We start from the raw sequence: 24,839 nt of genomic DNA, 5'->3' as shown, positions 1-24,839 counted from the left end.
GGAACTCCGCTCGACACTCGGGCGGCTATCCGCAGGCCCCGCCTGTTCTCTGGCGCTTCAGCGGATGCAGCGCGTTCCGACGGCCCGGGCCGGGCATGCGGACCCGCTGCTCCAGCCGCCCCGCCAAAGCTCCGGCGATCAGCCAGGTCAGCGGGGTGAGCGAGGAATTCGGGATCAGGTCGGCCAGATTGGCCGCCAGGATCAGCCCCAGCGCCAGCGACGCCGGCGACGCCAGGCCGCGAAAGCGCCGCCGCGCAGCCAGGATCAGCGGCAGGGTCAGCAGCCCGAATTCGGCGATGTAGCCCAGCCAGCCATAATAACCGATGGTGATGATCCACGCCCCGTCGGTGACGCTCAGATCCCGGCCCGAGACTTGGTCATAGACGCGGTTGCGCCCCCAGCCGCCCCAGCCGAGAAACGGGCGTTCATTGGCGCGGGCCAGCAGGATGTCCTCGTTGTCGAACCGATAGAGCAGGGATCCCGCGCGCTCCGCGTCAATCCCGTCCGCGATCTCCATCGCCATGTCCACGGGCGCGAGATCGGCGCCGCGCAGCATCGGGTAGAGCAGCACCGCGAGCCCCACGACCGCCGCCAACAGGCGCTGCGGACGGGGGCCGAAAAACCGGATCACCGGCAGGAACAGGGCGGCCAGCACCAGGGCGGTCGCGGATTTGGCGAGCACGAGCGTCATCAGCAGCCAGCCGGTCGCGGCCGCGAACCGGGCGCGGCGCGCCCCGGTCTCCAGCCGCCATATCGCCGCCGCCGCGAGCAGCGCCATGGCCAGGAACATCGCCACCCGCAGGCCGTGCTCCAGAAACACCACCGGGCGAAACCCGCCATAGCGCACCTGCTGCGCGAAGCTGTGGGGGAAGAACCCGTAGATCCAGGTGTGCAGCTGCGGGCTCATGCGCACCTCGAACAGCGCCGGCAGCGTATAGGCGATCCCCGCCAGCGCCAGCGCCAGCAGCAGGTCGCGCTGCGCCGGCTCGTCGGCCAGCAGGCGGCGGCCAAGCAGATAGGGCAGCAGCAGCACCGCGTGGCCGAGCCCGAAGGCGAAGGCGTCGTAAAGCGCCAGGCCCGGCAGCACGCGCGGGCCGGCGACCACCGGATCGCCGTTCATGGCGACGGTGGCAAAGGGGACCAGCAGATACAGCAGCGCCAGCGGGGTCATGGGCCCGCGCAGCAGCCCCAGCCCGCCCCGGGCGCGCAGCGCCGGCCAGCTGAACAGCAGCGCCGCGGCGGCGGGGATGAAAACCTTGTCGAACGCCGGCAGCAGCGGCAGGTCCACCGCGGTCCTTTCGGGCAGCAGCAGATACCCCGCCAGAATGGTCCAGATCATCGCCCGATGCGCCGGCAGCCGGCGAAACAGCGAAAGCGCGACCGCGGGCCAGGCGAACAGCGCCAGATAGGCGAAGGCGTTGGGCATGTCAGCGCCTCCCGGCCGGCGGCGCGGGGTTCATTTATTCGTGTAGCCGTAATAGATTTTCGGCGTGAACTCGCATTTGTTGAGCACGATGCCCAGCACCTCGGTCAGCGCCTCCATCTGGCTCTCGCAGCGCTCGATGTCCTTCAGTTCGGTCTCGTTGGCGGCGGCGATCAGCATGGCGCAGTCGGCATGGGCGAGAAACGCCGCGGCGTCGTCGGAAACCAGCATCGGCGGCAGGTCGTAGATCACCAGATCCGGCTCCAGCGCCGTGACCATGGCGTCAAGCGATTCCAGCGTGCTCGGATCGTGCAGCAGTTCCGCCGGGTTGGCGACCGGCCCGTCGGCGAAGGCCATGGCCAGCCCGTCGCCGACGCGCGCCAGGGCCTCCTCCGCCGCGGCCCTGCCCGACAGCAGATCGCCCACCGGGCGGCGCGGGGTTGCGCCCAGCATCCCCGCCAGCGCCGGGCGGCGCAGGTCCAGCTCCACCAGCAGGATGCGCGCCTTGCGCTGGCGGGCGAAGCTGAAGGCGAGGTTGAGACAGGTGAGGGTCTTGCCGCAGGCCGGCCCCGGCGAGGTCACCGCCAGCGACAGCCAGCCCCGGTCGCGCATGGTCTGCAGCAGCTGCGTGCGCAGCATGTCGAAGGGCATGTGCGCGGGATCGGCCCGGTCGATGGTCACCACCCGCTTGCGGCGCAGCCCGGCCACGTCGACGCTCACCGGCTCAAGCCGCGCCCAGGCCGCGTCCGAGGCGCTTGAGCGCCGGCGCAGGGGCGCGGCGACGGCGGCCTCCATGGATGGCTTGAACAGATTCATGCGCGCCGCTCCGGGACCATGGCCTGGCTGGCTCCTGTCGTCGTCATCGTCACCTCTCCCGCCATCCGGCGCAACATCTTCAGTTGAAGCGCAGGCGGATCGTCTCGATCACGCCGTCCAGCTTCGATTTCTCCAGCAGCTTCTGGGCCACCACCTCCAGCGGCAGGTAATAGACGTCCATGGCCCAAAGCGCCGCCGCCCCGCCGCCGAAGACCAGCAGCAGCGCGGCGATGCGCCCGGCCCAAAGCCGGCGGTGTTCGTTGGGGGTGACGATATAGGGCAGCATGGCCAGCGGCTGACGGCGGATGCGGTCCAGATCGGCGGCGCGGCGCACCACGCCGCTCATCATCTCCAGCAGCAGGATCAGCCCGATCCCGGCGGCGAAGCCCCCGGCGATGCCCAGCAGCGAGATCTTCACCCGGTTGGGCCTGATCGGCTTCTCCGGCACGACGGCCTGCTCGATCACCTCGAAACGCTCGCCCTGCTGCTTGTCCTCAAGCTGCTCGCCGGTGCGCGCCTCGGCCAGCTTGGCGCGGGCGATCTGGTGGCGGTCCTCGGTTTCCCTGCGCACCCGCTGCAGGGCGTTGAGCGCGATCTCGACGCTCGGCGTGGCCAGGATCGAGCGCTGCAGCGCGGCGCGCTCGTCGTCGATCTTGGCCAGCTGCGCGTCGATATAGCCGAATTGGGCGTCGATGAAGGCCAGCCGGCGGCGGGCCTCGACGGCGGCGGGGGAGGGCGGCGCGGCCAGGGCCGCGCCATCGGCGGCGCTCTGGGATTTCGCCGCCTGCTCGGCGGCGAAGGCGGCCTCGTAGGCGGCGACCCGGGAGCGCAGGCTGCGGATGACGGGATGCTCGGCCGACAGAAGCGCGCTGCGCTCGAACAATTCGCGGCGCGCGGCCTCCAGCGCGCGCTCCATCTCCGACTGCGCCGGGCTCTCGACGCTGTCGAGGATGAAGGTCAGCGAAGAGCGCTCCTGCTGCAGCTCCAGCTTGCGCAGTTCCAGAGACCGGGCGCGCTCCTGCAGCAGGTCCAGCTGTTCACGGCGGTAATCGAGGCTGTCGGGCAGCGATTCCTCGTTCTCCTGCATGAAGGTCAGGATCTTGCTCTCGACGGCGATCAGCTCCCGGGACAGGCGCTCGGCCTCCTGGGCGAAGAAGCTGGCGGTGGTCTCGGCGCGGCTTTTGCGCAGCTGCGCGTTCTGCTGGAGAATGCGGGTGACCATGTCATTGACCATCGCCGCAGCGATGGCGCCGTTGTCCCCGGTGAAGCTGACCGAGAACACCGTGGCCGAGGACTGGCTGCGGTTCCAGCGCGCGCCCGGGTCGAGGGCAAGCTGCTTGAGCTGGACCGCCTCGCGCATCGCGGTCACCTTGTCATTGGGCGACATATCGGAGCGGTTATTAAATACACCGTGCTTTTTCAATAGCTTGAATAGCGTATCACGCGTGAGAAGGCGCTGGCGGATAATGGCGATCCGTTCGGAAACCGGCGCGGTGATGGTGGAGCGCACCAGGTCGGTGGAGATCTGCTGGGATTCCACCAGGATCAGGGCGCGGGCCTCGTAGACCGGCGGCAGCACATAGGCGACGCCGACGCCGAGCGCGGCGATCAGCACCCAGACCGCGAAGAACAGCCAGAACCGCCGGCGCAGCACCGAAAGATAATAGGGGATGTCGATGTCCAGCCCCGACCCGCCCTGCGCGCTGTCCTCGAACGTGGTCACGGGCGCCGCCCTCCCCGGATGCGCAGGGGGGCGGGCTCCAGGGCGTCCGCGCCCCCGGATATCAGGCGTCTGGTCATGTCAAATCTCCGGCGTGTCATTCTCCGGCCGCCCCCGCCCCCGCCCCCGCCTTCGCCGCGGCGGCGGTCTCGGCCGCCGCGATCGCCGCCAGCGCCGCCTCGGCCTCCGGGCGCTGGGGGTAGGGGGCGCCGGCGTCGGCAAGCTCCAGCGCGCGCCGGAACCGTTCGCGCGCCAGCCCGCCCTGATCCAGCTTCCAATAGGCCATGGCGAGGTGATGCTGCGCGATGGCGTTGCCGCTCAGCGCCGCCGCGGACTCGCGCAGCGTCGCTATCGCGCCGGCATGATCGCCGCTCAGGAACAGGGTCCAGCCATAGGTGTCCTGAAAGGCCGGGACCTGCGAACCGCGCAGCCGCCGCGCCACCGTCGCCGCCCGGGCGAGGCTCTCGGGATCATCGCGGTAATCCGACAGCAGGCTGGCGAGGTTGTTGGCCACCAGCGAATCCCCCGGATCGGCGTCGTACAGCGCGTCGTAGATGGCGATCGCGCCCTCGTAATCGCCCTCCAGTTCCAGCCGCATGGCGTTGCGAAAGCGCAGGGCCGGGTTGGCGGGGTCCCTGGCCAGCCCCTCGCGGGTCACGGCGGCGGCCTTGTCCGCCGCGCCGCGGCGGTCGTGGAAGCGGGCCAGGGCGTCGTAGATCAGGCCGTTCTCCGGGGCGGCGGCGATGGCCTTTCGCAGCAGCGCCTCGGCCTCCGCCGGATCGCTCGCGGCCTCGCGCAGCCGCGCCAGCAGGGTCAGCGCCGCCAGATCCTCGGGGGCGTCCTCCAGCCGCGCGCGCAGCAGCGCCTCGGCCTTGTCGAATTCGCCGGCGCCGGCATAGGCGCGCACCAGCGCCTCCAGGTCGCGGGCTTCGCCGCGGGTCTCCCAGCCGGTTTCGAGCACCGACAGGGTCTCGGCGACCCGACCCTCGCCGGCCAGCGCGGCGGCGCGCAGCTGATCGGTCACCGCCGGGCGCACGTCGCCGGCGGTCTCGAGCGCGGCGATGGCCTCGCGCGCGCCCTGCCAATCCTTGCGGGCGAGGCGCACCCGGCTCAGCGCGGTCAGCAGGCCGCGGTGCTTGGGCGCGCGGCGCAGCGCGTCAAGCAGCACCGATTCGGCGCTGCCGGCCTTGCCCTCGGCCATCAGCGTTCCGGCGTAGCGCAGGGACGGGCCCGGGGCGTTCTGCGAGGCGCGCACCGCCAGCGCCCGGCGCTCGGCGGCCAGCGCCGGCGCGCCGTTGCGCTCATGGGCCTCGGCCATCATCTCGTAGATCGTCGCGGACTCGGGCGCGGCGTCCAGCGCGGTGCGCAGATCGGCGATCGCGGCCTCGTAGTCATCGGCGCGCATGCGCTGTCCGGCGCGCATGACCAGCGCGTCCATATTGCTGGAATCGCGCGCCAGAACCTCCTCGATCAGCGCCGCGCGGCGCGCCCCCTCGGTCGCCGGGTCGAGCATCCGGGCCAGCAGGATGCGGGCCTGATCGGCGGCCTCGGGATCGGAGTCGTCGTCGGCGGCGGCCTCCATGCGGGCGATGGCCCCGGCGCGATCGCCGGCATTGGCCTCCAGCGTCGCCAGCGCGCGCTCATAGACCGCCGGCGCCCCGGCGGGGGCGGCGAGCCGCTCCAGTTCGGCGCGGGCGGCGTCCATGCCGGCGGTCTGGCGCAGGAAATCCACCACCCGCAGGGCGGCGTCCGGATCCTCGGGGCGCAGGGCGGCGGCGGCGCGCAGCTCGGCCTCGGCGGCGGCGGCGTCGGGCGGGTCGGCCTGCATGTGCCAGCGGGCGATGGCGAGGCGGACGCCGTCATTCTCCGGCTGCAGGGCCGCCAGCTTCTTCAGCGTCGCGCCGACCGCCGCGCGATCATCGAGCTGTTCGAGCAGGCGGATGCGGATCAGGCCCAGTTCGAAGCCGTCGGCCTTTTCCTCCAGAGGGTCGTCGAGATGGGTGAGGGCGCCGCGCGGATCCCCGGCCTGGATGCGGTCGGCCACGAGCACCAGCCGCGCCAGGGTCACCCCGGGATCGGCCGCGAGCGCCTTGCGCGCGGCGGGCAGCGCCGCCGCCGCGTCGCCGCCCATGAAATCGACGGCGGCCTGCAGGCCAAGCAGCCTCGGATCGTCGGGGGCGATTGCGCGGGCGGCGGCGGCCTGCGCGCCCGCCCCGTCCAGATCGCCAAGCTCGAACAGGATCCGCCCGAGGCTGGCGCGGGCCTCCACGTCTTCGGGGGCGGCCTCGACGATGATCTTGAAATGCGCCGCGGCGCGGGGCTGGTCGCCCTGATCCTTGTAAAGCGCCGCGAGCGCGCGATGCGCGGGCAGGAACGCCTCGTCGATGCGCAGGGCGTTGGTGAATTCGATGACGGCGAGCTTGGGGCGACCCTCCTCGACAAGGGCGAGGCCGCGTTCCTGATGGGCGAGCTTGCGCTCCTCGGCGGATTCGCAGCCGGCCAGAAACAGCATGAACGGAATCAGCAGAAAGACGGCGATGCGGCGGCGGGCGACGATCATGATCAATCCCTTCATCCAACTTCCGGCGCGTCGGGCGCGTCCATCGCCCGCGGGCGCCGGGACGACGGGTCCGGACGCAATGCGGCTGCATGTGATTTCAATGTTACGCGAGTCGCGTTCACGCGTCCCTTACGCTTGAAATGCGGCGTCGATGCGCCCGATCAAGCCCGGCGGCGGTCCCGACGCCGCGCGGCTTTCGAAGGCCGCTTTCAGAAAAACGCGCGCTGCGACGCGGGTTTGCTCCCCAGGATCCGGCGGCGGGACCCCCTTCCCGCGAAGCCAGGCCGGACCAACGAAAATACCCTTAAAGCATCGTTCATAATAGAGGCGATTGTCAATGCGGCAGACTGGGAGGACGCGCTTGCGGGATGGGAGCGCGGCGGTCCGTCGTTCCGAAAACCGCGCTGGAAACATGTGGCGACTTGGTGGTATAGATAGGGCATGAGCGCTGATTGTCTCGCGTACTGGTCGGCGTTCATGTTAACGGGGAGGCAGGTTTCTTGGGTAAGTTCCCATTAATACTTGTATGTTTCATGAATACCGAGGCGGTCGGCGCGGTCGTCTCGTGAGAACCCTGTTAGTGGCGTTCATCGCGCTCGCGTTTGTAAAGGTTACGCTAATGCTGCCCAGTGAACTCCTGGCCGCCGCCGAGTCCGCGGAAGGCCTCTCCAATCCCTCCATCGCCCTCAACCCCACCGGCCTGTCCGACTGGTCGACTCAAACGCCGTTCATCGATCTGGCGAAAACCAGCCGACCCTGGCTTGGGCACATGTCGGACAAATGGGGGGCGTTCTCCAACGCCGATCTGGATGCGGGCGGCTATCTGGACGCCGACGGCTGGCCGACAGCCCTGCCGCCTGGCGCGACCTCGGTCTCCAACATCTGGGACTGGAGCAATGGCGGCGCGGCGGCGGAGGGACGCAAGGGCGTCTACGTGGTCAATTACGAGGGGCAGGGCGAGCTCGTCGTCAGCAACGTCAGGGTGCTGAGCCGGGAGCCGGGCCGCATCGTCTTCGAAAACACCGACGGCGGCACGTTCGCGCTGGGAATCCGCGCCACCGATCCGGAGGGCGTCGGCGACTATATCCGCGACATTTCGGTGGTGCGCGCCGAATATGAGGAGCTCCACGAGGCCGGCGCCATCTTCAACCCGGACTGGCTGGCGCGCGTGTCGGATTTCCGCCAGTTCCGGTTCATGGCCTGGATGGAGACCAACAATTCCGATCTCTCCGACTGGTCCGACCGCCCGAAGCCCGGGGACGCGACCTGGTCCAAGCAGGGCGCGCCGGTCGAGGTGATGGTGCAGCTCGCCAACGAGGCCGGGGTCGATCCCTGGTTCACCATGCCGCATCTGGCCAGCGACGACTACATTCGCGCATTCGCGACCTATGTGCGCGACAATCTCGATCCGGATCTGGTGGCGACGGTGGAATTCTCCAACGAGGTCTGGAACTGGGCCTTCCAGCAGCCCCATGAACTGCTGGCCGAAAGCCAGGCGGCCTGGGGCGACCTCCCGGACGCCGGCGACAACGCGCAAATGGTCGACTACCACGCCAAGCGCGCCACCGAATCCGCCCTGATCTGGGACGAGGTGTTCGGCGATGCGGCGGACGCGCGGCTGATCAAGACGCTGGGGTCCCAGACCGGCAACGCCTGGGTGACGAAACGGCTGCTGGCCCCGAAGCTCTGGCAGGAGGCCGAGCCCGACACCTACACGCCGCCGGCGGAGGTGTTCGATGCGGTGGCGGTCACCACTTATTTCGGCAGCAACGTGATCACCAGGGAGGAGCTGCGCGAAGGGCTGCTCGCCGCGATCGCCGACCCGGAGGTGGACGCCTTCGACTACCTGTTCGAAAAACTGCAGGATCCGGCTTATGAATCCTCCATCCCGCGGACCGCCGAACAGCTGCGCGCCCACAAGGCGGTGGTCGAGGATTACGGGCTCAAGCTGATCTCCTACGAGGGCGGGCAGCATGTCCATCACCTCTTCGCCACCGACGGCAAGGGCGAGGCTCTCGGCGACTTCCTGGCCGCGTTCGTGCGCAGCCCGCAGATGGCCGAGCTCTACAAGCTCTCCATCGAGGCCTGGCGCGAGATCGGCGACGGCCCCTACATGCAGTTCGGCGATGTGGGGCAACCGTCGAAATGGGGTTCCTGGTCGTTCCTGTCCGATCTTGGCGATTCCAACCCGCGCAGCGAGGTGATCTACGAGGAAAACGCCAGGCCCGCCGATTTCGAGGATCGCGCCGGCGCGCATTTTCAGCAGGGCGTCACCAGATTGGGCGACGCCGGCGCCGAGACCCTCACCGGCACCATTCAGGAAGATTACCTGATCGGCGCCGGCGGCGACGACGTGCTGGTCGGCGGCAAGGGGAATGACGGGCTGCATGGCGGCGACGGCGTGGACGTGGCGGTCATGAGCGGCCGCGCCTCGGATTACGTCGCGACCGTCAAAGGCGCCGGCGTGCGGCTGACCGGGCCCGACGGCTCGGATTTCCTCGTCGAGGTGGAATTCGTGCAGTTCGAGTCCGGCGGACCGGTCGCCATGGCCGATCTGCTGTCCGGGAACATTCCCGATCCCGGCGGCGACCCGGACCCGGATCCCGATCCCGGCCCGGACGACGCCGAGCTGGAGATCATCCGCGGCGGCGCCGGGGACAACATCCTGCGCGGCTCCAATGACGACGAGGCGATCTACGGCTTCGCCGGCCGGGATCTGATCCGCGGGCATAGCGGCGACGACCTGATCAAGGGCGGCAGCGACAATGACCGGGTGCTGGGCAACATGGGCGACGACACGGTGTTCGGCGGCGACGGCGATGACCGGGTGTCGGGCAACCGCGGCGTCGATGCGGTGTTCGGCGGCGACGGCGATGACCGGGTGTCGGGCGGCGGCGGGCGCGACACGGTGTTCGGCGGGGCCGGCAATGACCGGGTGCTGGGCAACAAGGGCGCCGACCAGCTGTTCGGCGACGCCGGCGACGACACGCTGCTGGGCCACAGCGGCGACGACACGCTGACCGGCGGCGCCGGGCGGGACCTGCTCAACGGCGGCCGCGGCGCCGACATGTTCGTGTTCCAGGCGGGCACGGCCTATGACGGGATCGACGTCCTGCAGGATTTCAACGCCCGGAAAGGCGACGCGATCGACGTCTCCAGCCTGTTCGGGCCTTTCGCCGGCGCCGCGATTCCCGACAATCTGGACGATTACATCCGCTTCACGCAGAGCGGCGGGCAGACGCATCTCTATGTCAACGCCGACGGCCAGGGCGATGATTTCCGCGAGATCGCCGAGATCGCCGGCGCCCCTCACTTCGACGCCGCCCAGATGATCGAGGACGAGGCGCTTTTCATCTTCTGAGCCGTCGGTCGCCGCTGGCCCGGCGCCGCGTCAGGTCTCGTAGCGTCCGAGATCGACCGCGTCGCCGAGCAGCGCCGCCAGCCGCCGGTTGCTCGGCGCGAAGCGTCCGGCGAAGCGGGCCTCGGCCTCGGCGCGCACCGGGCGGGTCTTCGCCAGCCCGGCAAAAGGTCCCGCCGCGGCGCGCCCGACCAGACGGTAAAGCGTCTCGCCAAGCCGGGGCAGGGGCAGGATCGGGCCCGGATTGGCCGGACCGCCGCGCAGATGGTTCAGCCGGCGCACCAGCGGCGCGGTGATCTCGGGCTGGCTCACCCCGGTGGGCGCGGCGTTGAGCCCGGCGATGCTCGCCCCGTTGCCCGCGAAGCCGGCGACGCGGGCGACGAAGGCCAGGGCGTCGCGCTGCATCTCCTCCATGGGCAGGACCAGCACGTTCCCGGCGCCGAACAGCCGATGATAAAGCGCGACGAAGCGGTCGTATTCATACACCGCCGGATCGAAGGCGTAGTAGAAGGGCGCGGTTTCGCCATCGAAGAAGCGCGCGGCGCTCAGGGTGCCGCCGCGGCGCAGATACTGCATGTAGATCGAGGCGATCGCCGGGATCTGGGCGCGGATGGTGATCAGGATCCGCGCGCCCGGCGCCACCGCGGCCAGGCGGCGGGCGATGATCTCCGCGTCCGGGGCGCCGTAGAACGGGTTGCCCGCCAGCCCCTCCGAAGAAATCACGTCGGTGAACCGGGTGGGCGGGGCCGCGCCCGATTCCGCCGGGGCCGCGATCCCGGGCGGCGGCCCGGCGCGCCGGGCCGCGAGGTCGTCGCGCACCGTCGCGGCGTCGAAATCCAGCCGCGGGCGGACGATCAGGGCGTTCGCTTCCGCATGGGTCATCAGCGGGCGGTAGCCGAAGCGCGGCTTGAACGCCCGGCGCTGCATCCAGGAGGTGCCGGTCTTGTGGTAGCCCACATGGATCAGCAGCGGGTCGGCGGGCGCATCGTCTTGCATGGCGGTCCATCGCGGCGCTCCGGCGGAGGCGCCGGGGGTCTCTGGCGGTCATATCCGCTCAGGTCTTAAAATCAAGAAAGCGATCGGCGCATTCGCCGGGAAACCCGGCGGCGGCCTACCCGCCCCCCGGCTTTTCGCCGCCCCGCTTGCCGCCCCGCTTGCCATCCCCCTTGCCATCCCCCTTGCCATCCCCCTTGCCGGCGCCGCGCGTCAGCGCCCGGCGCCAGCGGTCGCGCATCTCCGGGCTGACCGCCGCCAGCAGCGCCAGCAGGGCGAGGAACCCGCCATGCTCCCAGCGCGGCGCGATCAGCCCGCGCAGCCCGTCGGGGCCCAGTGCCGGCGGCGCGTTCCAGACGCTGAGCGCCACCGCCGCCGTCAGCGCCGCCGCCACCGCCAGCGGCGCCGCCATCCGGTCGAGCCGCGCCCGCGCCCCGAGCCGCCCCGGCAGCAGCGTCAGCGAGATCGCCAGCGAGGTGAGCTCGCCGAGAATCGATATCTGGATCACCGTGACGATCTGCGCCCCCTGCAGCGCCGCGAAGAAGGCCAGCGGCAGCGACACCAGCCGCACCAGGTTGGCGATCATCGGGATCTGGGTGTTGGCGGTGGCGATCGCCGCGATCCCGGCGCCGGCCTTGACGATGCGCAGCGCCGCCATGATCCCCAGCCAGGGCAGCAGCGTCAGCCCGGGGGCGAATTTCTCGCCGTAGATCAGCACCAGCCCCGGCGGGCCGAAGATCGCCACCGCGCAGATCAGCGCCATGCAGGCGGTCAGGCAGGTCTGCAGCGCCGCGTTGAACACCCGCCGGAACGCCGCCGGATCGTCCTGGCGCGCCGACAGCACCGGCAGGAAGAAGCTGCGCAGCACCCGGCTGGCCAGCAGCGCCGGGGTCAGACTCAGCGACAGCGCCGCCGACAGCAGCCCCAGATCCAGCGCCCCGAACCGGTTGGAGACGATGATCCGGTCGCCCTGCATGATGGCGAAGACCAGCGCGCCGTTGATCAGCAGCGGCCAGCCGAATTTCAGCGCCCGGCGCAGCACCGACCCGTCCCAGCGGGCGCGAAACGGGCGTTGGGCCACCAGATGGGTGATGACCATCTGGGCGAAGCTGTCAAACAGCAGCAGCGCCAGCATCACCCGGTAATCGCCGAGCCACAGCGCCAGGGGCCAGATCGCCAGCAGGGTGAACGTGGTGGCCGCCAGCCGGCTGACGATCATCGGGGCGAAATGCAGGTTGCGCTGCATGCGCACGACATCCACATGCCCCGCGCCGCGCATCAGCGGCGCCAGCGCGATCAGCTGATAGGCCCAGACCAGATCCCCATGCCCGAACATCGCCGCCAGCGGCCAGGACAGCGCGAACAGGATCGCGCTGATCAGCGCCCCGCGCGCCAGCATCAGCCCCTGGATGGCGGCGAGCAGCCTGGGGTTGTCGCCGTCCCGTGCCTGCACCACCAGATGGCCGACGGACAGGCCGCTCATCATCTCCAGAATCGACAGGGTGACGGCGAAGGTGGCGGCGACGCCGAAATCCTCGACGCTGACCAGCCGCGCGATCAGCACGTTGCGCAGCAGCCGGATCAGGGTCATGCCCATGTTGCCGCCCGCCAGCGTCAGCCCGGCGCGCAGCGCCCGCCCGCCCGGGCCCAGCCCGTGATCGGCCCCGCGGCCGGGATCGTGCCTGGCCTCGGTCTTGGCCCCGCGGCCGGGGCGACGATCGGGCGCACCCTCGGGATCCGGGGTCATGTCCAAGGCGGGGATCTCCGTTCAGGCCGGCGCGCGCGCGGCCCGGCGTGACGCAGATAGCCCCGTCCGCGGCCTCGGATCAAGCGGCGCGGCGCCCGCCATGCGCCCGGCAGGGGCTGGCGCGCGGGGCGGCGCGGGAGGCGGTTTGGGCTCGACACAGATGAATCTCTTTGTTCATATGCACGCATGAGGCGATAATTCATCGCCGGCTCCGCAACCTTGGATATGATCCGGGCATGAAAGCGTCGTGAAGATCGCTGCGGATCGAGGGGAACTTGAGTGGACTACGCGTGGATTCCACATGATGGGACCGCGGTTCGCCTTGCATGGCGGCGCGGCTTCGCTCAACAATGCGTGCGCCGCGCTGCGGCGCTGAAACCATTGTGCGGGAGCGAAATAGCTGGCATGTCGCGCGCGCGGCCTTTGCGGCGGCCGCCCCGGGGCGGTCCGATACGCGCCTTTCGGGGCGGCGCGGACGATGGGCGCGGGCACGCCGTCGACATGACGCGCTTCACCCGGGCGCATGCGGACAGGCCTGCGCGGGCCGATCCCGAGGCCGACGAACAAGGAACGGTTGCGCCGCATATGCCCAAGTCAACGGACAAGACGCCGAACGGGCTTTACGGCGGCGGACTGAAACGGCTGCTGGATTTCGTCCTGGCGCTGGCCTTCGCGCCGCTGGTGCTGCCGCTGATCGCCGGACTGCTGCTTTTCGTCGCGCTTGGCCGCGGCGACCGGGATCGCGGCGCGCCGCTCTACGGACAGAAGCGGGTCGGGCGGGGCGGGCGCATCTTCACCTGCTGGAAGATCCGCACCATGATCCACGACGCCGAAACCCATCTCGACGCGCATCTGGAATCCGACCCCGACGCCGCCGCCGAATGGGCCCGCGACCAGAAGCTGCGCGACGATCCCCGGGTCACCGCCGCGGGCCGCGTCCTGCGCGCCACCTCGCTCGACGAATTGCCGCAGCTGTGGAACGTGCTGGCCGGGGACATGAGCCTCGTCGGCCCGCGCCCCTTCATGCCCGATCAGCTGCCGCTCTACCCCGACCCGGACGCCTACATGGCGCTGCGCCCCGGCATCACCGGGCTCTGGCAGGTGGGGACCCGCAACGACGGCGGCTTCGCCGAGCGCGCGACCTATGATGCGCGCTACCTGCGGGACCTGAGCCTGGGGCTGGATCTGTCCATCCTGCTGCGCACCGTGCGGGTGGTGCTCCGGGCCGGGGGGCGCTGAGCGATGGTCGCCCGCCCCGATCCCGCCCGCCCCGGTCTTGCTGGGGCCGATCCCGTCGGCGCCGCGCCGCTGGCGCTGGCCCGCGCCGCGCCCCCGGCGAAAAGCCGGATCCTGATCCTCGGCATGAACTACGCGCCCGAGCCGGTGGGCATCGCCATCTACACCACCGGGCTGGCCCGGCGGCTGGCGGCCCATGGCCATGCGGTGAGCGTCATCGCCGCCTCGCCCTATTACCCGGCCTGGAAACCCATGGCCGGCTGGCGGCGGTTCTGGACCGCCGCCGATGACGTCGCCACGGACGGCGACGCCGCCCATGGGGACAGGCTGGCGAAAGGCCCCGCCGGCGCCGCCCCCAATCCGGCCCCGCCGCGCGTCATCCGCTGCCCCCATTACATCCCCGCCGCCCCGAGCGGCGCGAAACGCATCCTGCATCACCTGAGCTTCGCCGCCGCGGCGCTGGTCCCGGTGCTGTGGCGCGCCTGGCGCGACCGCCCCGACGAGGTGTTCGTGGTCGCGCCCTCGACCATCGCCGCGCCGCTGGGCCGCCTCGCCGCGCGGCTGGCCGGGGCGCGCTGCTGGCTGCATGTGCAGGATTTCGAGGTCGAGGCGGCGTTTTCCACCGGGCTGCTGGCCGGCGAGGGCCGGCTGGCGCGGCTGGCGCGCTGGTTCGAACGCCGGGTGCTGACCGGGTTCGACGTGGTCAGCTCGATCTCGCCGGCCATGTGCCAGCGGTTGATCGACAAGGGCGTGCAGCCCGCCCGGGTGACCGAATTGCGCAACTGGGCGGAAACCGACCGCATCGCGCCGCTGGAGCGGCCCTCGGACTACCGGGCGCTGTGGGGGCTGGAGGGGCGCAAGGTGGCGCTCTATTCCGGCAACATCGCCAACAAGCAGGGCATCGAGGTGATCATCAAGGCGGCGAAGCTGCTGGAGGATCGCAAGGGCATCGTGTTCGTGATCTGCGGCGAGGGGCCCAACCTCGCCCGCCTGAAGCGGCTGGCGGGGGCGGCCGCGGATTCGGCGGGCAATCTGCGCTTTCATCCGCTGCAGCCCATGGACCGGCTGGGCGAATTGCTGGGGCTCGCGGATCTGCACATCCTGCCCCAGATCGCCGGCGCGGCGGATCTGGTGCTGCCCTCCAAGCTGGCCAACATGCTGGCCTCGGGGCGCCCGGTGATCGCCACCGCCGCCGAGACCACCGGACTGGCCGCCGAGATGCGCGGCTGCGGCCGCGTCACCCCGCCCGGCGACGCGGCGGCGCTGGCCGCGGCGGTGGCGGCGCTGGCCGAGGATCCGGCGACCTGCGCGCAGCTTGGCGCCGCCGCCCGCAAGCGCGCCGTCAGCCACTGGGACCGCGCCGCGGTGCTCGACGGGCTGGAGGCGCGCCTGACCGGCGGCGCGCTGCGCCCGGAGATCGCCGCTGCGCCCGACGAAGACGCCCCGCGCGCCCGGGCGGCCGGATAGGCGGCGCGCCTTGCGCCGGCCCCGAATTCCGCCGGCTGTTTCTGTTTCATGGCGAAACACCGTCCGAGGGGTGCGACAACCGTTGCGCTGCCGCATCCGGCGAGTCCGAATCGGGGGCCGTATTCCCGCCTCACGCTCTCGTGACGCTTGACGCGGGGGCTCTGGAATGGTCTGCGAAGCTTGCAGGCGTCGGCGTTCGGACAAGAAAACAACCGCCGCGCGACATGGGCGTCGGGCATGGGACGGGAGAGACGGGGATTTCATGAAGCGGGCATTGATCACCGGGGCGACCGGACAGGACGGCGCCTACCTGGCGGAGCTGCTGCTGGACAAGGGATATGAAGTTCACGGGCTGAAGCGGCGCTCCTCCTCGTTCAACACCCAGCGCATCGACCACCTCTATCAGGACCCCCATGAACGCGACGTGCGCTTTCATCTGCATTACGGCGACATGACCGACAGCACCGGGCTGATCCGGCTGGTGCAGGAGGTCCAGCCCGACGAGATCTACAATCTCGCCGCGCAATCCCATGTCCAGGTCAGTTTCGAGACCGCCGAATACACCGCCAACGCCGACGGGCTCGGCGCGCTGCGGCTGCTGGAGGCGATCCGCATCCTCAAGCTGGAAAAGACCGCGCGTTTCTACCAGGCCTCGACCTCGGAACTCTACGGGCTGGTGCAGGAGGTGCCCCAGCGCGAGACCACGCCCTTCTATCCGCGCTCGCCCTACGCGGCGGCCAAGCTCTACGCCTACTGGATCACGGTGAATTACCGCGAGGCCTACGGCATGCACGCCTCCAACGGCATCCTGTTCAACCACGAAAGCCCGATCCGCGGCGAAACCTTCGTCACCCGGAAAATCACCCGCGCCGCCGCGGCGATCAGCCTCGGGCTGCAGGAACGCCTGTATCTGGGCAATCTCGACGCGCAGCGCGACTGGGGCCACGCCAGGGATTACGTGGAAGGCATGTGGCGCATCCTGCAGGCCGAGACCCCCGACGATTACGTGCTGGCCACCGGGGTCGCGCACACGGTGCGCAGCTTCGTGGAAAAAGCCTTCGCCGTGGCCGGGATCGCCATCGAATGGCGCGGCGCCGGGATCGACGAAAAGGGCTACGACGCGGATAGCGGCACGCTGCGGATCGAGGTGGATCCGCGCTATTTCCGCCCCACCGAGGTCGAATTGCTGATCGGCGATCCGACCCGGGCGCGCGAAAAACTGGGCTGGGTCCCGGAATGCACGCTCGACGGGCTGGTCGAGGACATGGTGCGGCATGATCTGCAGGGGGTCCGGGCCGAAGCGGCGCGCCGGAACCGCGAAGGCTAGGGATGCGCGCGCGGCCGGGAGAGCCGGGATGAGCGACCACGACGCCCTGCGTCGCGAGGTGACGGCCCGCTATCGCAAGGCGAAGCGGCGCAGCGCGCTTGGCCAGCATCTGCGCCGGTGGCGCAAGCCGGCGGGCGGGCTGCCCGGCGCGCTGATCATCGGCGCGCAGAAGGCGGGCACCACCTCGCTGTTCGACCACCTGGCCCAGCATCCCGACATCGCCGGGGCGCCGGCCAAGGAGGTGCATTACTTCAACGACAGCTCGCACCGCCCGGAATCCTGGTACCGGAGCTATTTCCCGCCCGAGGACGACCGGCTGCGGCTGGAGGCGACGCCCGATTACCTCTACCATCCCTGGGCGGCGGCGCGCATGGCGGCGCTGCTGCCCGAGGCGAAGCTGATCGCGCTGCTGCGCGAACCGGTCAGCCGGGCGCTGTCCCATTACTGGTTCGAATACATGCGCGGCAACGAGGATCTGGACATCGAGGCCGCCTTCGCCGCCGAGGCCGCCCGCATCGGCCCCGACATGGCGGCCCGGATGAAGCCCCACGGCGCCCGTGACTTCCACCGCCGGCATCACAGCTATGCCGGGCGCGGGTTCTACGCCGAACAGCTGGTCCGCTATCGCCGGCATTTCGCGCCGGAACGGATGCTGGTGCTGCGCAGCGAGGATCTGCGCGCCGATCCCGCCGGGGTCTTCGATCAGGTCTGCGACTTTCTCGGCGTGGGGCGCTTTGCCGGCGCGCGCTTTTCCGAGCGCAACGTCAATCCGCTGGAGCGCGCCCGCAAGACCGCGCCCGAGGCCCTGCGCGCCGCCCTCGCCGAACGCTTCGCCCCGGCCAACGCGGCGCTGCGGGACATGACCGGCATTCATTGGGAGGGCCGCGACTGACCGATCCCGCCTGCCCCCGTTCCACCCGCAACCCTCCGGACCCGCCCCATGCCTGACGCCGACAGCCTGTCCCATCATGACCGCAGCGCCCCGATCGCGCCGGTTGGCGCGCGCGCGGCAAACGCCGGCGCGACGCCGGGGCGCTTCGCGCTGGTCATGCCCACGGTTCCGCCGGCGCCGGGCGGGGCCTCGCGCTACGGGCAGATCCTGGCCAATGCGCTGGTCGCGGCGGGGCACGACGCCTGCGTGATTTCCGAAACCGGGCCGGGGGCCGCCGACGCGCCCGGCTGGGATCCGCGGGTGGCGCGAAAGCTGATCTTTCCGCATCGCGCCGGGCGGGCGGAAAAACCCTGGCATGTGCATGGCCTGTACGCGTTGCAGAACCTGCGGTTCTTAGGCCTGCCGGGGGTTGTTCGCGCGGCGTTCGACGCGATGGGGCAGGGGGGGCGCCGAGGCGGGAAACCGGGCCGCGCCACGGTGCTGATCCATTCCTCGTTCTTCTACAATCCGTCGTTGATGGGCGCCGCCGTCGCCCGGCTGCGCCGCGCCCTGCCCGACGCGACGCTGGCGGTGGACGTGCGCGACCCCAAATCGCCGGAACCGGCGCTTTGCGCCTATGCGGCCTTTGACCGGATCATCGCCTGTTCCGAGGCCATCGCCGACAGCCTGAACGCCCGCCCGGCGCTCAGGGGCAAGGTGCGCCACATCCCCATTCCCTTCGCCCCGTCGCCCACGCCTTCGGCGGCCGAGACCGCCGCCATCCTCGCGCGGCGCGGGCTGACCGGGCGGCGGTTTCTGCTCAATCCCGGCGGGGTCAGCCGCGAAAAGGGCTTTGACGCCATGCTCGCCGCCACGCGGGCCCTGCGCACCCGCCCCGGCTGGGCGGACGTGACCCTGGTCACCATCGGCCGGCTGCGCGATCTCTGCGCCAGCGACCGGCGGGCCGAGGCCGAGGGCGTTCTCACCCTGATCGGCCCGGTGGGCCACCCGGAGGTGCTGGCGCTGGGGCGCGCGGCGCTGGCGGCGCTGATCGTCAGCCGGGTCGAGGGCCTGCCCCGCGCGGCGCTGGAGATCATCGCCGCGGGCGGGCGCGCGCTGATCCCGCCGATCCCGGAATTTCGCCGCGCCATGCCCGGTTGGGTGGCGCGGGACCTGGACCCGCAGGCGCTGGCGGCGCAGATCGCCGGGCTGACCGGCGACCCGGGCAACGCGCCCCCGGCGCAAGACTATGACATCGGGGCCCATGACATGGCGCGGCTGATTCCCCTCTACACCGAACTTGCAGGCGACTGAGATCATGAAAAACATCCTCATCACTGGCGGCTGCGGCTTCGTCGGCGTCAATCTGGCGGCGGCGCTGACCCGGCGCGGCCTCAACGTCACCGCCTATGACAGCGAGGTGCTGGGCAAGCGCGCGCATCTGGCGGGAACCGGCGCGCGCTTCCTCAAGGGCGACATCCTCGACGCCCCGGCGCTGGACGCGGCGCTGGAGGGCATGGACACGGTGATCCACCTGGCCGCCGACACCCGGGTCATGGACAGCATCGCCGACCCGTCGCTGAATTTCGAGGTCAACGCCATGGGCTCGTTCCGGCTGCTCGAAGCCATGCGCCGCAAGGGCGTGGGCAAGATCGTCTCCGCCTCCACCGGCGGCGCGATCCTCGGCGAAGCGCCCTCGCCGGTGCATGAAAACATGACGCCCCGGCCGCTGTCGCCCTACGGCGCGTCGAAACTGGCCATGGAGGGCTACCATTCCGCCTTCGCCGGGGCCTATGGCATGGACTGCGCCTGCCTGCGGTTTTCCAACGTGTTCGGGCCGCGCAGCTTCCACAAGGGCTCGGTGGTCGCCGCCTTCTACCGCAACATCCTCAAGGGCGCGCCGGTCACGGTCTATGGCGACGGCAGTCAGGTGCGCGACTACGTGCATGTGAGCGACATCGTCGCCGGCATCATCGGCGCGCTCGAAGCCGGGGTCAGCGGCGTCTATCAGCTGGGCTCGGGCAAGGGCACGGACCTGAACGCGCTGATCGGGGCCATGAAGCGCGGCATCGCCGCGGTCGAGGGCGCGGACGCGCATCCGCTGGAAGTGATCCACGAGGATTTCCGCGACGGCGAGATCCACACCACCTGGTGCGACGTCAGCCGGGCGCGCGCCGCCTTCGGCTACGACCCGGTCACCGATCTGGAACAGGGGCTGGCGGACACCTGGCGCTGGTTCCTGACCCAGGGCGCACCCGCCGCGGCCCCCGGCCCCCCCGAACCCGTGTCCTGACCTGACGACGCCCGCTCCCCGGGCGGGACCTGCGACAGCCCCATCGGGCGATCTGACATTCGGAGACATGAGCAATGCGCATTTTCGTTCTTGGCGGCGACGGCTTCTGCGGCTGGCCCACGGCGCTGCACCTGAGCAATCTCGGCCATGACGTGACCATCGTCGACAACCTGTCGCGGCGCAACATCGACAACGAGCTGGAAACCGAGAGCCTGACCCCGATCCGCCCCATGTCGGTGCGGCTCGCGGCCTGGGAGGAGGTCAGCGGCAAGACCATCGATTTCGCCAATCTCAACGTCGCCGAAGACTACGACGCCTTCCTGAAGCTGATGGCCGAACAGAAGCCCGAGGCGATCGTGCATTTCGCCGAACAGCGCGCCGCGCCCTATTCGATGAAATCCAGCCGCCACAAGCGCTACACCGTGTCCAACAACCTCAACGCCACCAACAACGTGCTGGCGGCGATCGTCGAATCCGAACTCGACATCCACCTCGTGCATCTGGGCACCATGGGGGTCTACGGCTACGGCACCGCCGGCATGCAGATCCCCGAGGGCTATCTGGAGGTGCAGGTGAACACCGCCAACGGCGCGGTCAGCCAGGAAATCCTCTACCCGGCCAATCCCGGTTCGATCTACCACATGACCAAGACCCAGGACGCGCTGCTGTTCTTCTTCTACAACAAGAACGACCAGCTGAAGATCACCGACCTGCATCAGGGCATCGTCTGGGGCACCCAGACGCCGGAGACCGAAAAGGACGAGCGCCTGATCAACCGCTTCGACTACGACGGCGATTACGGCACCGTGCTGAACCGGTTCCTGATGCAGGCGGCGATCGGCTATCCGCTGACCGTGCACGGCACCGGCGGCCAGACCCGCGCCTTCATCCATATCCGCGACACCGTGCGCTGCATCGAGCTGGCGATCGCCAACCCGCCCCAGCGCGGCGAACGGGTGAACATCCTCAACCAGATGACCGAGACCCACCGGGTGCGCGATCTGGCCGAACTGGTGGCCGGCAAGACCGGCGCCGCCATCGCCAACATGGAGAACCCCCGCAAGGAGGCCCCGGAAAACGAACTGCACGTGGCCAATGACCGCTTCCTCAATCTGGGGCTGGATCCGACCACGCTGGACGAGGGCCTGCTGGCCGAGGTGCGCGAGATCGCGGCCCGCTACAAGGACCGCGCCGATCTCGGCAAGATCCCCTGCGTCAGTGTATGGTGATGCTGGATAGCTTCCAATCGGAGCTTTTCCCGGCGCAACAGCGATGCAAGAGAGATTGACGGCAGATGTTTGAAATCGGTCTCGCTTTCATCGCGATCAACGGGTTTTTCGTAATCTATGGGGTTCAGCGGACTGCATGGTATTCGCCTGCAGTGTTCTGGAGCTTGTTCTGCATGCTCAACATTGCCGTGCTGCTGGGCGTGATACAGGCGAACGTGCATCTGCCGCAGCTGATGCTCAGCCCGATGCCAAGCATTCGGCTGGATGAATTTTTCGTGCAGACCGGTCTGGTGTTCACCGCCTTCAGCGCCATCGGACCGCTTTCCGTGATGGGGCTCAGACGAGATTTAGGGCATCAAGAGGCCTTCCGGAAAATCTTCAGGGATGCCTATTCCAGTTCCGCCGCCACAGTCTATGCCGCTTTCATCTTCATCTGGGCGCTGACGCATCTGGCATTGATCGACAAGGGCACGCTTTATCTGAATTCTGAGTATCTGGCGCTCTCGGATCCGTTAAAAAATGGTGTTGGCGCCGGCTTCGGAGCGTTAATCAACAATAGCCTGCGTCCGCTGGGTGTACCGGCCTTCATGCTGCTTGCGCTCAAACCACCGGGTCGGATTGATGCTAAGATGATGCTGCTGGCGTTAGCCTGCAGTTATCTTATGGCCTTCAGTCTGGCGGTTTATTCGCGCTATTCGGTTGTCTTTATCTTCATCTACATCCTCGGCCGGGTGCTTGGGCACAAATCCATATCGGTGCGTGAGATGATCCTGCTGCCGGCGCTGATCGTGACTTTCTTCGGCGCCTTCATCGTGGTGATTCTCGGTCGCGGCTATCAGTTTCAGGGGCTTGCCTCGATTCCTCTGGTGCTGGAGACGCTGGACACCTCTCTGATTCGATATTTCGCCACCAAGTTCGTGGTTCTGACCTTTGACGGCGGCTTGAATCTGGCCAATACGATGCGTATCAATCCAAGTTTTGCCATCGAGTACAAACTGCTGTCATTCAGCCCGTTTCCATCCTTCATCGACGGGTTCAGCGATATCAGAATGGTGCATCAGGTGCGCATCACACGGGTGGTGCCGGTTGGCTCCTTCGGCGAAACCTACTTCTTCGGCGTCGGATATGTCGGCGCGTTTTTCGTCATATGCCTGTTTGTCATTCGTCAGATCACCGTGGGGATATTCCGCTACAGAGATCTGGCGACGATCACCGCTTACCCGGTCCTGTTGATCAGCGTGATGAAGTTCCAAACCTACACGCTGCGCACGTCGCTGCGCCTGTTCGTCATCATCGCGCTGGTTTCATTGATATCCTGCTGGCTCACACGGCATCGCCGCCGTCGTCAGCAGGCGCGCGGCGGTGCGGCGCGCGCCTGAGCGCCGAGATCAAAAAATGCATCAAGATCACGTTTGATCGCCTTTCCCGGATTTGTCGGACGGCATTGCCCGCAGGGTGTTGAACGCCAGCGTCGCGGTAATCAGGAACAGCGACGCCGAGACCCCGAGATAGATCACCGGCGCCGCCGTCAGGCCCTCGCGCGGCAGCAGCGTCGCGAACAGCCCGACATGCGCCGCCGTCAGCGCCAGTCCGATCGCAGCGTGACGTCGATAATTCTCGCCCGACACCACGATGAAAACAAGCGGTATGCCAAGGGCGGTCAACGCCTCGGCCGCCGCCAGCGCCGGGATCAGCGCCGCCGCCGGCCTGAATTCCGCGCCGAACAGGCTGGTCAGCGCCTCGCCGAACCAGAATGTCGCCGCCAGCGCCACCAGCGCATAAGCGGCGATCGCGCCGAGCCCGAGACCAAGCACCCGCATAAGCCGCCGCCGGTTTTCCGCGTGAAAGGCGCGGGTGATCCAAGGTTGCATGACCTGCGCCAGAATCAGCGGCGGGGCCGAAACCAGATAGGCCAGCCGCATCGCGACCGCGTAGATCCCCGTCGCCTCGAATCCCAGAATGGGCGCAATCAGCAGCACGTCCGAGCGCGTGATGATCAGGCGCGGAATCTGCGTGCCCAGCAGGGTGAGCGCGGTGATCGCCCAGTCTTTGGCCTGCGCCCAGTCCTTGACCTGCGCATGCGGCGTGGGTCTTGCGCCTGATTCAGCGGGCATCCCGGCGATGAGCCGCGCTGCGCCGGCCTGACTGAGCGCCCAGCCCGCCGCCGCCGCGACGGCGGCGGCGGCGAAGAAAACCAACCCCGGCGCCAGCGGCGTCGAGAATCCCGGCGCCAGCGCCAAAAGCGTCACCGCGACCGGCGCCGCCGCGTCTTCCAGAAACGCGCCGTCGCGGGGACGGAAAAACCCGACGAGCTGCATGCGAAACAGGCGTCTGAAGACCGCCGTCGGCGCGATCAGCGCCGCCAGCCCCAGCCCGACGGCCATGGCATCGTCGCCTTGCGCCCGGGCCGTCGCCGCCGCCAGCCCCAGCCCGGCGGCGGTCAGCAGCGCGCCCGCGCCGGCGCCGAGCCGGGAGAGCGAAATCAGGGAGTCCAGCTGTGCGGCGTCGCGGGTCTGCGCGAAACGCGCGATCAGACGCACGTTCAGCACCGGCCAGCCGAGTGCGCCGATCTGCCCCGCCACCACCGCCGCCGACAGCGCGAAGGCGAAGATGCCGAACCCCTCGACCCCGAGTTGAGCCGCCAGCAGCGCGGCCATGGCGAATTGCGCGGCACGGGCGAGCGTGACCACAAGCGCGGTGCCCGTGAGCGCTTTGATGAAACCCGAGGCTGCGCGATTCATGGAGTTCCCGTCAGATGATCCGGCAGGCGTCCGGACGGCGAATTTGGGTGAGAAGATCGGGCGGGCGGTTGGACTGCGCGTCCAGAACCGCTACTGATGGGGTCAGAGCATTCAAGTTGTCGACATCAATACTGGAATCAGGCGATGATGCCAACATCGGCCCATCCGTCTGCGGGGCAGCCGACGCTCGCGGCGAAGCGCCGTCGACTGCGCCGCCGCCTGCGCAATTTTGTGGCGGGCATCGATTCGGTTTATATGGCGCTGCTGCGCCGCGCCCGACCGGATTTCGCCGTCACGCAGGCCAGCGATCTGGTGATCGAGGGCTATCCGCGCTCGGCAAATTCCTATCTGGAAGGCTGCTTTCTCCACGCCTTCGGGCATGATCTGCGGATCGCCCAGCATTCTCATGTAGCCGCGCAGGTGCGCGAAGGCGTGCGGCTGGGCAAGCCTGTGATCGTAGTGTTCCGCGAACCCGTGGACGCGGTCGCCTCGCTGATTATGCGCAACCCCGAGATTTATACGTGGTCGCTGGCCTACCGCGAATACATCGACTTTCACGAAGGCGTTCTGCCGGTCGCGGACCGGGTGACGCTGGTCCCCTTTGCGATGGCGACCGGGGATTTTCCCGCCGTGATCCGGTCGCTGAACGCGCATTGTCAGGGAGCGCCGGGCTTTTCGCCCTGGGCCGTGCCCGACTGGGGGGCCGAGGATTACGCCGCCGTCTATCGTGAGGTGGATCGTCTGACCGCCGCCCGCATCGGTCGCGCCAGCACTGCCTACAGCCCCAGCCATGGCGGCGAGACGCTGAAGCGACGCCGCGCCGAAAAATCCGATCTGACGGCGGCCCTGCGCGCCGATCCGGCCTCCGCGCACCTGCGCGAACAGGCACAGGGGCTGTTCGCGCAGATGTCCACGCTGGCGAAAGCGCCTGTTCAGTCGGTGTAGTATTTGCGCGCCGCGTTGGTGCCGTAGCCGTAGCCGTAGCCGGTGTAGCCGTAGCGCGAGATGCGGCGCGGGTTGGCCTGGGTCAGCACCAGCCCGGTGACCCGCACGTTGAC

The 24,839-nt window shown here is 69.2% G+C and carries 17 protein-coding genes; 10 read left to right on the top strand and 7 right to left on the bottom strand.

All coding sequences use genetic code 11. The annotated features are described in order from the left end of the window. Positions 1-25: 25 nt before the first annotated feature. The 4 genes from AC1HC7_RS03050 to AC1HC7_RS03035 all read right to left on the bottom strand — a co-directional run bounded on the left by AC1HC7_RS03050 (position 26) and on the right by AC1HC7_RS03035 (position 6,519). Positions 26-1,426, bottom strand: a complete 1,401-nt coding sequence (locus tag AC1HC7_RS03050; RefSeq protein ID WP_479498638.1) for a hypothetical protein — start codon at positions 1,424-1,426, stop codon at positions 26-28. A gap of 30 nt (positions 1,427-1,456) precedes the next feature. Next, complete coding sequence (locus AC1HC7_RS03045; RefSeq protein ID WP_479498637.1) at positions 1,457-2,239, bottom strand: CpsD/CapB family tyrosine-protein kinase; 783 nt, start codon at positions 2,237-2,239, stop codon at positions 1,457-1,459. A 79-nt stretch (positions 2,240-2,318) separates the two neighbouring features. Next, positions 2,319-3,962 (bottom strand): Wzz/FepE/Etk N-terminal domain-containing protein, encoded by a 1,644-nt coding sequence (locus AC1HC7_RS03040; protein ID WP_479498636.1) that lies wholly within the window; start codon positions 3,960-3,962, stop codon positions 2,319-2,321. Between the two features lie 94 nt (positions 3,963-4,056). Then, complete coding sequence (locus tag AC1HC7_RS03035; protein ID WP_479498635.1) at positions 4,057-6,519, bottom strand: tetratricopeptide repeat protein; 2,463 nt, start codon at positions 6,517-6,519, stop codon at positions 4,057-4,059. Positions 6,520-7,138: 619 nt separating this feature from the next. Here AC1HC7_RS03035 and AC1HC7_RS03030 point away from each other — a divergent pair. Continuing rightward, a complete protein-coding gene (locus AC1HC7_RS03030) occupies positions 7,139-9,880 on the top strand; it encodes a calcium-binding protein (protein ID WP_479498634.1) in 2,742 nt (913 codons plus the stop codon). Between the two features lie 30 nt (positions 9,881-9,910). Here AC1HC7_RS03030 and AC1HC7_RS03025 read toward each other — a convergent pair whose 3' ends face one another. Together AC1HC7_RS03025 and AC1HC7_RS03020 are read right to left on the bottom strand one after the other, a co-directional pair. Then, positions 9,911-10,873 (bottom strand): hypothetical protein, encoded by a 963-nt coding sequence (locus AC1HC7_RS03025; protein ID WP_479498633.1) that lies wholly within the window; start codon positions 10,871-10,873, stop codon positions 9,911-9,913. Positions 10,874-10,988: 115 nt separating this feature from the next. After that, the gene (locus AC1HC7_RS03020) at positions 10,989-12,617 is read right to left on the bottom strand and encodes an oligosaccharide flippase family protein (protein ID WP_479498672.1); all 1,629 of its coding nucleotides are present in this window, start codon (positions 12,615-12,617) and stop codon (positions 10,989-10,991) included. Between the two features lie 585 nt (positions 12,618-13,202). On the opposite strand from AC1HC7_RS03020, the gene AC1HC7_RS03015 reads away from it, so the two are divergent. The 8 genes from AC1HC7_RS03015 to AC1HC7_RS02980 all read left to right on the top strand — a co-directional run bounded on the left by AC1HC7_RS03015 (position 13,203) and on the right by AC1HC7_RS02980 (position 22,419). After that, positions 13,203-13,856: a sugar transferase gene (locus AC1HC7_RS03015; RefSeq protein ID WP_479498632.1), complete on the top strand. Its 654-nt coding sequence runs from the start codon at positions 13,203-13,205 to the stop codon at positions 13,854-13,856. Positions 13,857-13,859: 3 nt separating this feature from the next. Next, positions 13,860-15,320, top strand: coding sequence for a WcaI family glycosyltransferase (locus AC1HC7_RS03010; RefSeq protein WP_479498631.1), 1,461 nt, complete (start codon positions 13,860-13,862; stop codon positions 15,318-15,320). A gap of 262 nt (positions 15,321-15,582) precedes the next feature. After that, positions 15,583-16,647, top strand: a complete 1,065-nt coding sequence (gene gmd / locus AC1HC7_RS03005; protein WP_479498630.1) for a GDP-mannose 4,6-dehydratase — start codon at positions 15,583-15,585, stop codon at positions 16,645-16,647. A 28-nt stretch (positions 16,648-16,675) separates the two neighbouring features. Next, the gene (locus AC1HC7_RS03000) at positions 16,676-17,539 is read left to right on the top strand and encodes a sulfotransferase domain-containing protein (protein WP_479498629.1); all 864 of its coding nucleotides are present in this window, start codon (positions 16,676-16,678) and stop codon (positions 17,537-17,539) included. A gap of 48 nt (positions 17,540-17,587) precedes the next feature. Then, the gene (locus AC1HC7_RS02995) at positions 17,588-18,832 is read left to right on the top strand and encodes a glycosyltransferase family 4 protein (protein ID WP_479498628.1); all 1,245 of its coding nucleotides are present in this window, start codon (positions 17,588-17,590) and stop codon (positions 18,830-18,832) included. 4 nt (positions 18,833-18,836) lie between these two features. Continuing rightward, positions 18,837-19,811 (top strand): NAD-dependent epimerase/dehydratase family protein, encoded by a 975-nt coding sequence (locus AC1HC7_RS02990; protein ID WP_479498627.1) that lies wholly within the window; start codon positions 18,837-18,839, stop codon positions 19,809-19,811. Positions 19,812-19,885: 74 nt separating this feature from the next. Beyond that, complete coding sequence (locus tag AC1HC7_RS02985) at positions 19,886-21,040, top strand: NAD-dependent epimerase/dehydratase family protein (protein ID WP_479498626.1); 1,155 nt, start codon at positions 19,886-19,888, stop codon at positions 21,038-21,040. Between the two features lie 65 nt (positions 21,041-21,105). Continuing rightward, positions 21,106-22,419, top strand: a complete 1,314-nt coding sequence (locus AC1HC7_RS02980; RefSeq protein ID WP_479498625.1) for a hypothetical protein — start codon at positions 21,106-21,108, stop codon at positions 22,417-22,419. A 27-nt stretch (positions 22,420-22,446) separates the two neighbouring features. On the opposite strand, the gene AC1HC7_RS02975 is transcribed toward AC1HC7_RS02980, so the two are convergent. Beyond that, entirely contained in the window at positions 22,447-23,781 is a 1,335-nt protein-coding gene (locus tag AC1HC7_RS02975) for a lipopolysaccharide biosynthesis protein (protein ID WP_479498624.1), read from the bottom strand. Between the two features lie 144 nt (positions 23,782-23,925). Between AC1HC7_RS02975 and AC1HC7_RS02970 the strand changes: the two genes are divergently transcribed. Continuing rightward, positions 23,926-24,726 (top strand): hypothetical protein, encoded by an 801-nt coding sequence (locus tag AC1HC7_RS02970; RefSeq protein WP_479498623.1) that lies wholly within the window; start codon positions 23,926-23,928, stop codon positions 24,724-24,726. Positions 24,727-24,839 lie beyond the last annotated feature (113 nt).

This window comes from Oceanicella sp., assembly GCF_056449545.1.
This window is presented reverse-complemented; position numbering and strand designations above follow the sequence as displayed.

What these genes read in the sequence shown, in the direction of transcription:
- AC1HC7_RS02995 (WP_479498628.1), top strand. Translation starts at nt 17,588, where the DNA reads ATGCCTGACGCCGACAGCCTGTCCCATCATGACCGCAGCGCCCCGATC.
- AC1HC7_RS03025 (WP_479498633.1), bottom strand. Translation starts at nt 10,873, where the DNA reads ATGCAAGACGATGCGCCCGCCGACCCGCTGCTGATCCATGTGGGCTAC.
- AC1HC7_RS03000 (WP_479498629.1), top strand. Translation starts at nt 16,676, where the DNA reads ATGAGCGACCACGACGCCCTGCGTCGCGAGGTGACGGCCCGCTATCGC.
- AC1HC7_RS02990 (WP_479498627.1), top strand. Translation starts at nt 18,837, where the DNA reads ATGAAAAACATCCTCATCACTGGCGGCTGCGGCTTCGTCGGCGTCAAT.
- AC1HC7_RS03050 (WP_479498638.1), bottom strand. Translation starts at nt 1,426, where the DNA reads ATGCCCAACGCCTTCGCCTATCTGGCGCTGTTCGCCTGGCCCGCGGTC.
- AC1HC7_RS03045 (WP_479498637.1), bottom strand. Translation starts at nt 2,239, where the DNA reads ATGAATCTGTTCAAGCCATCCATGGAGGCCGCCGTCGCCGCGCCCCTG.
- AC1HC7_RS03035 (WP_479498635.1), bottom strand. Translation starts at nt 6,519, where the DNA reads ATGATCGTCGCCCGCCGCCGCATCGCCGTCTTTCTGCTGATTCCGTTC.
- gmd (WP_479498630.1), top strand. Translation starts at nt 15,583, where the DNA reads ATGAAGCGGGCATTGATCACCGGGGCGACCGGACAGGACGGCGCCTAC.
- AC1HC7_RS03020 (WP_479498672.1), bottom strand. Translation starts at nt 12,617, where the DNA reads ATGACCCCGGATCCCGAGGGTGCGCCCGATCGTCGCCCCGGCCGCGGG.
- AC1HC7_RS02975 (WP_479498624.1), bottom strand. Translation starts at nt 23,781, where the DNA reads ATGAATCGCGCAGCCTCGGGTTTCATCAAAGCGCTCACGGGCACCGCG.
- AC1HC7_RS02985 (WP_479498626.1), top strand. Translation starts at nt 19,886, where the DNA reads ATGCGCATTTTCGTTCTTGGCGGCGACGGCTTCTGCGGCTGGCCCACG.
- AC1HC7_RS02970 (WP_479498623.1), top strand. Translation starts at nt 23,926, where the DNA reads ATGATGCCAACATCGGCCCATCCGTCTGCGGGGCAGCCGACGCTCGCG.
- AC1HC7_RS03015 (WP_479498632.1), top strand. Translation starts at nt 13,203, where the DNA reads ATGCCCAAGTCAACGGACAAGACGCCGAACGGGCTTTACGGCGGCGGA.
- AC1HC7_RS03010 (WP_479498631.1), top strand. Translation starts at nt 13,860, where the DNA reads ATGGTCGCCCGCCCCGATCCCGCCCGCCCCGGTCTTGCTGGGGCCGAT.
- AC1HC7_RS02980 (WP_479498625.1), top strand. Translation starts at nt 21,106, where the DNA reads ATGTTTGAAATCGGTCTCGCTTTCATCGCGATCAACGGGTTTTTCGTA.
- AC1HC7_RS03030 (WP_479498634.1), top strand. Translation starts at nt 7,139, where the DNA reads ATGCTGCCCAGTGAACTCCTGGCCGCCGCCGAGTCCGCGGAAGGCCTC.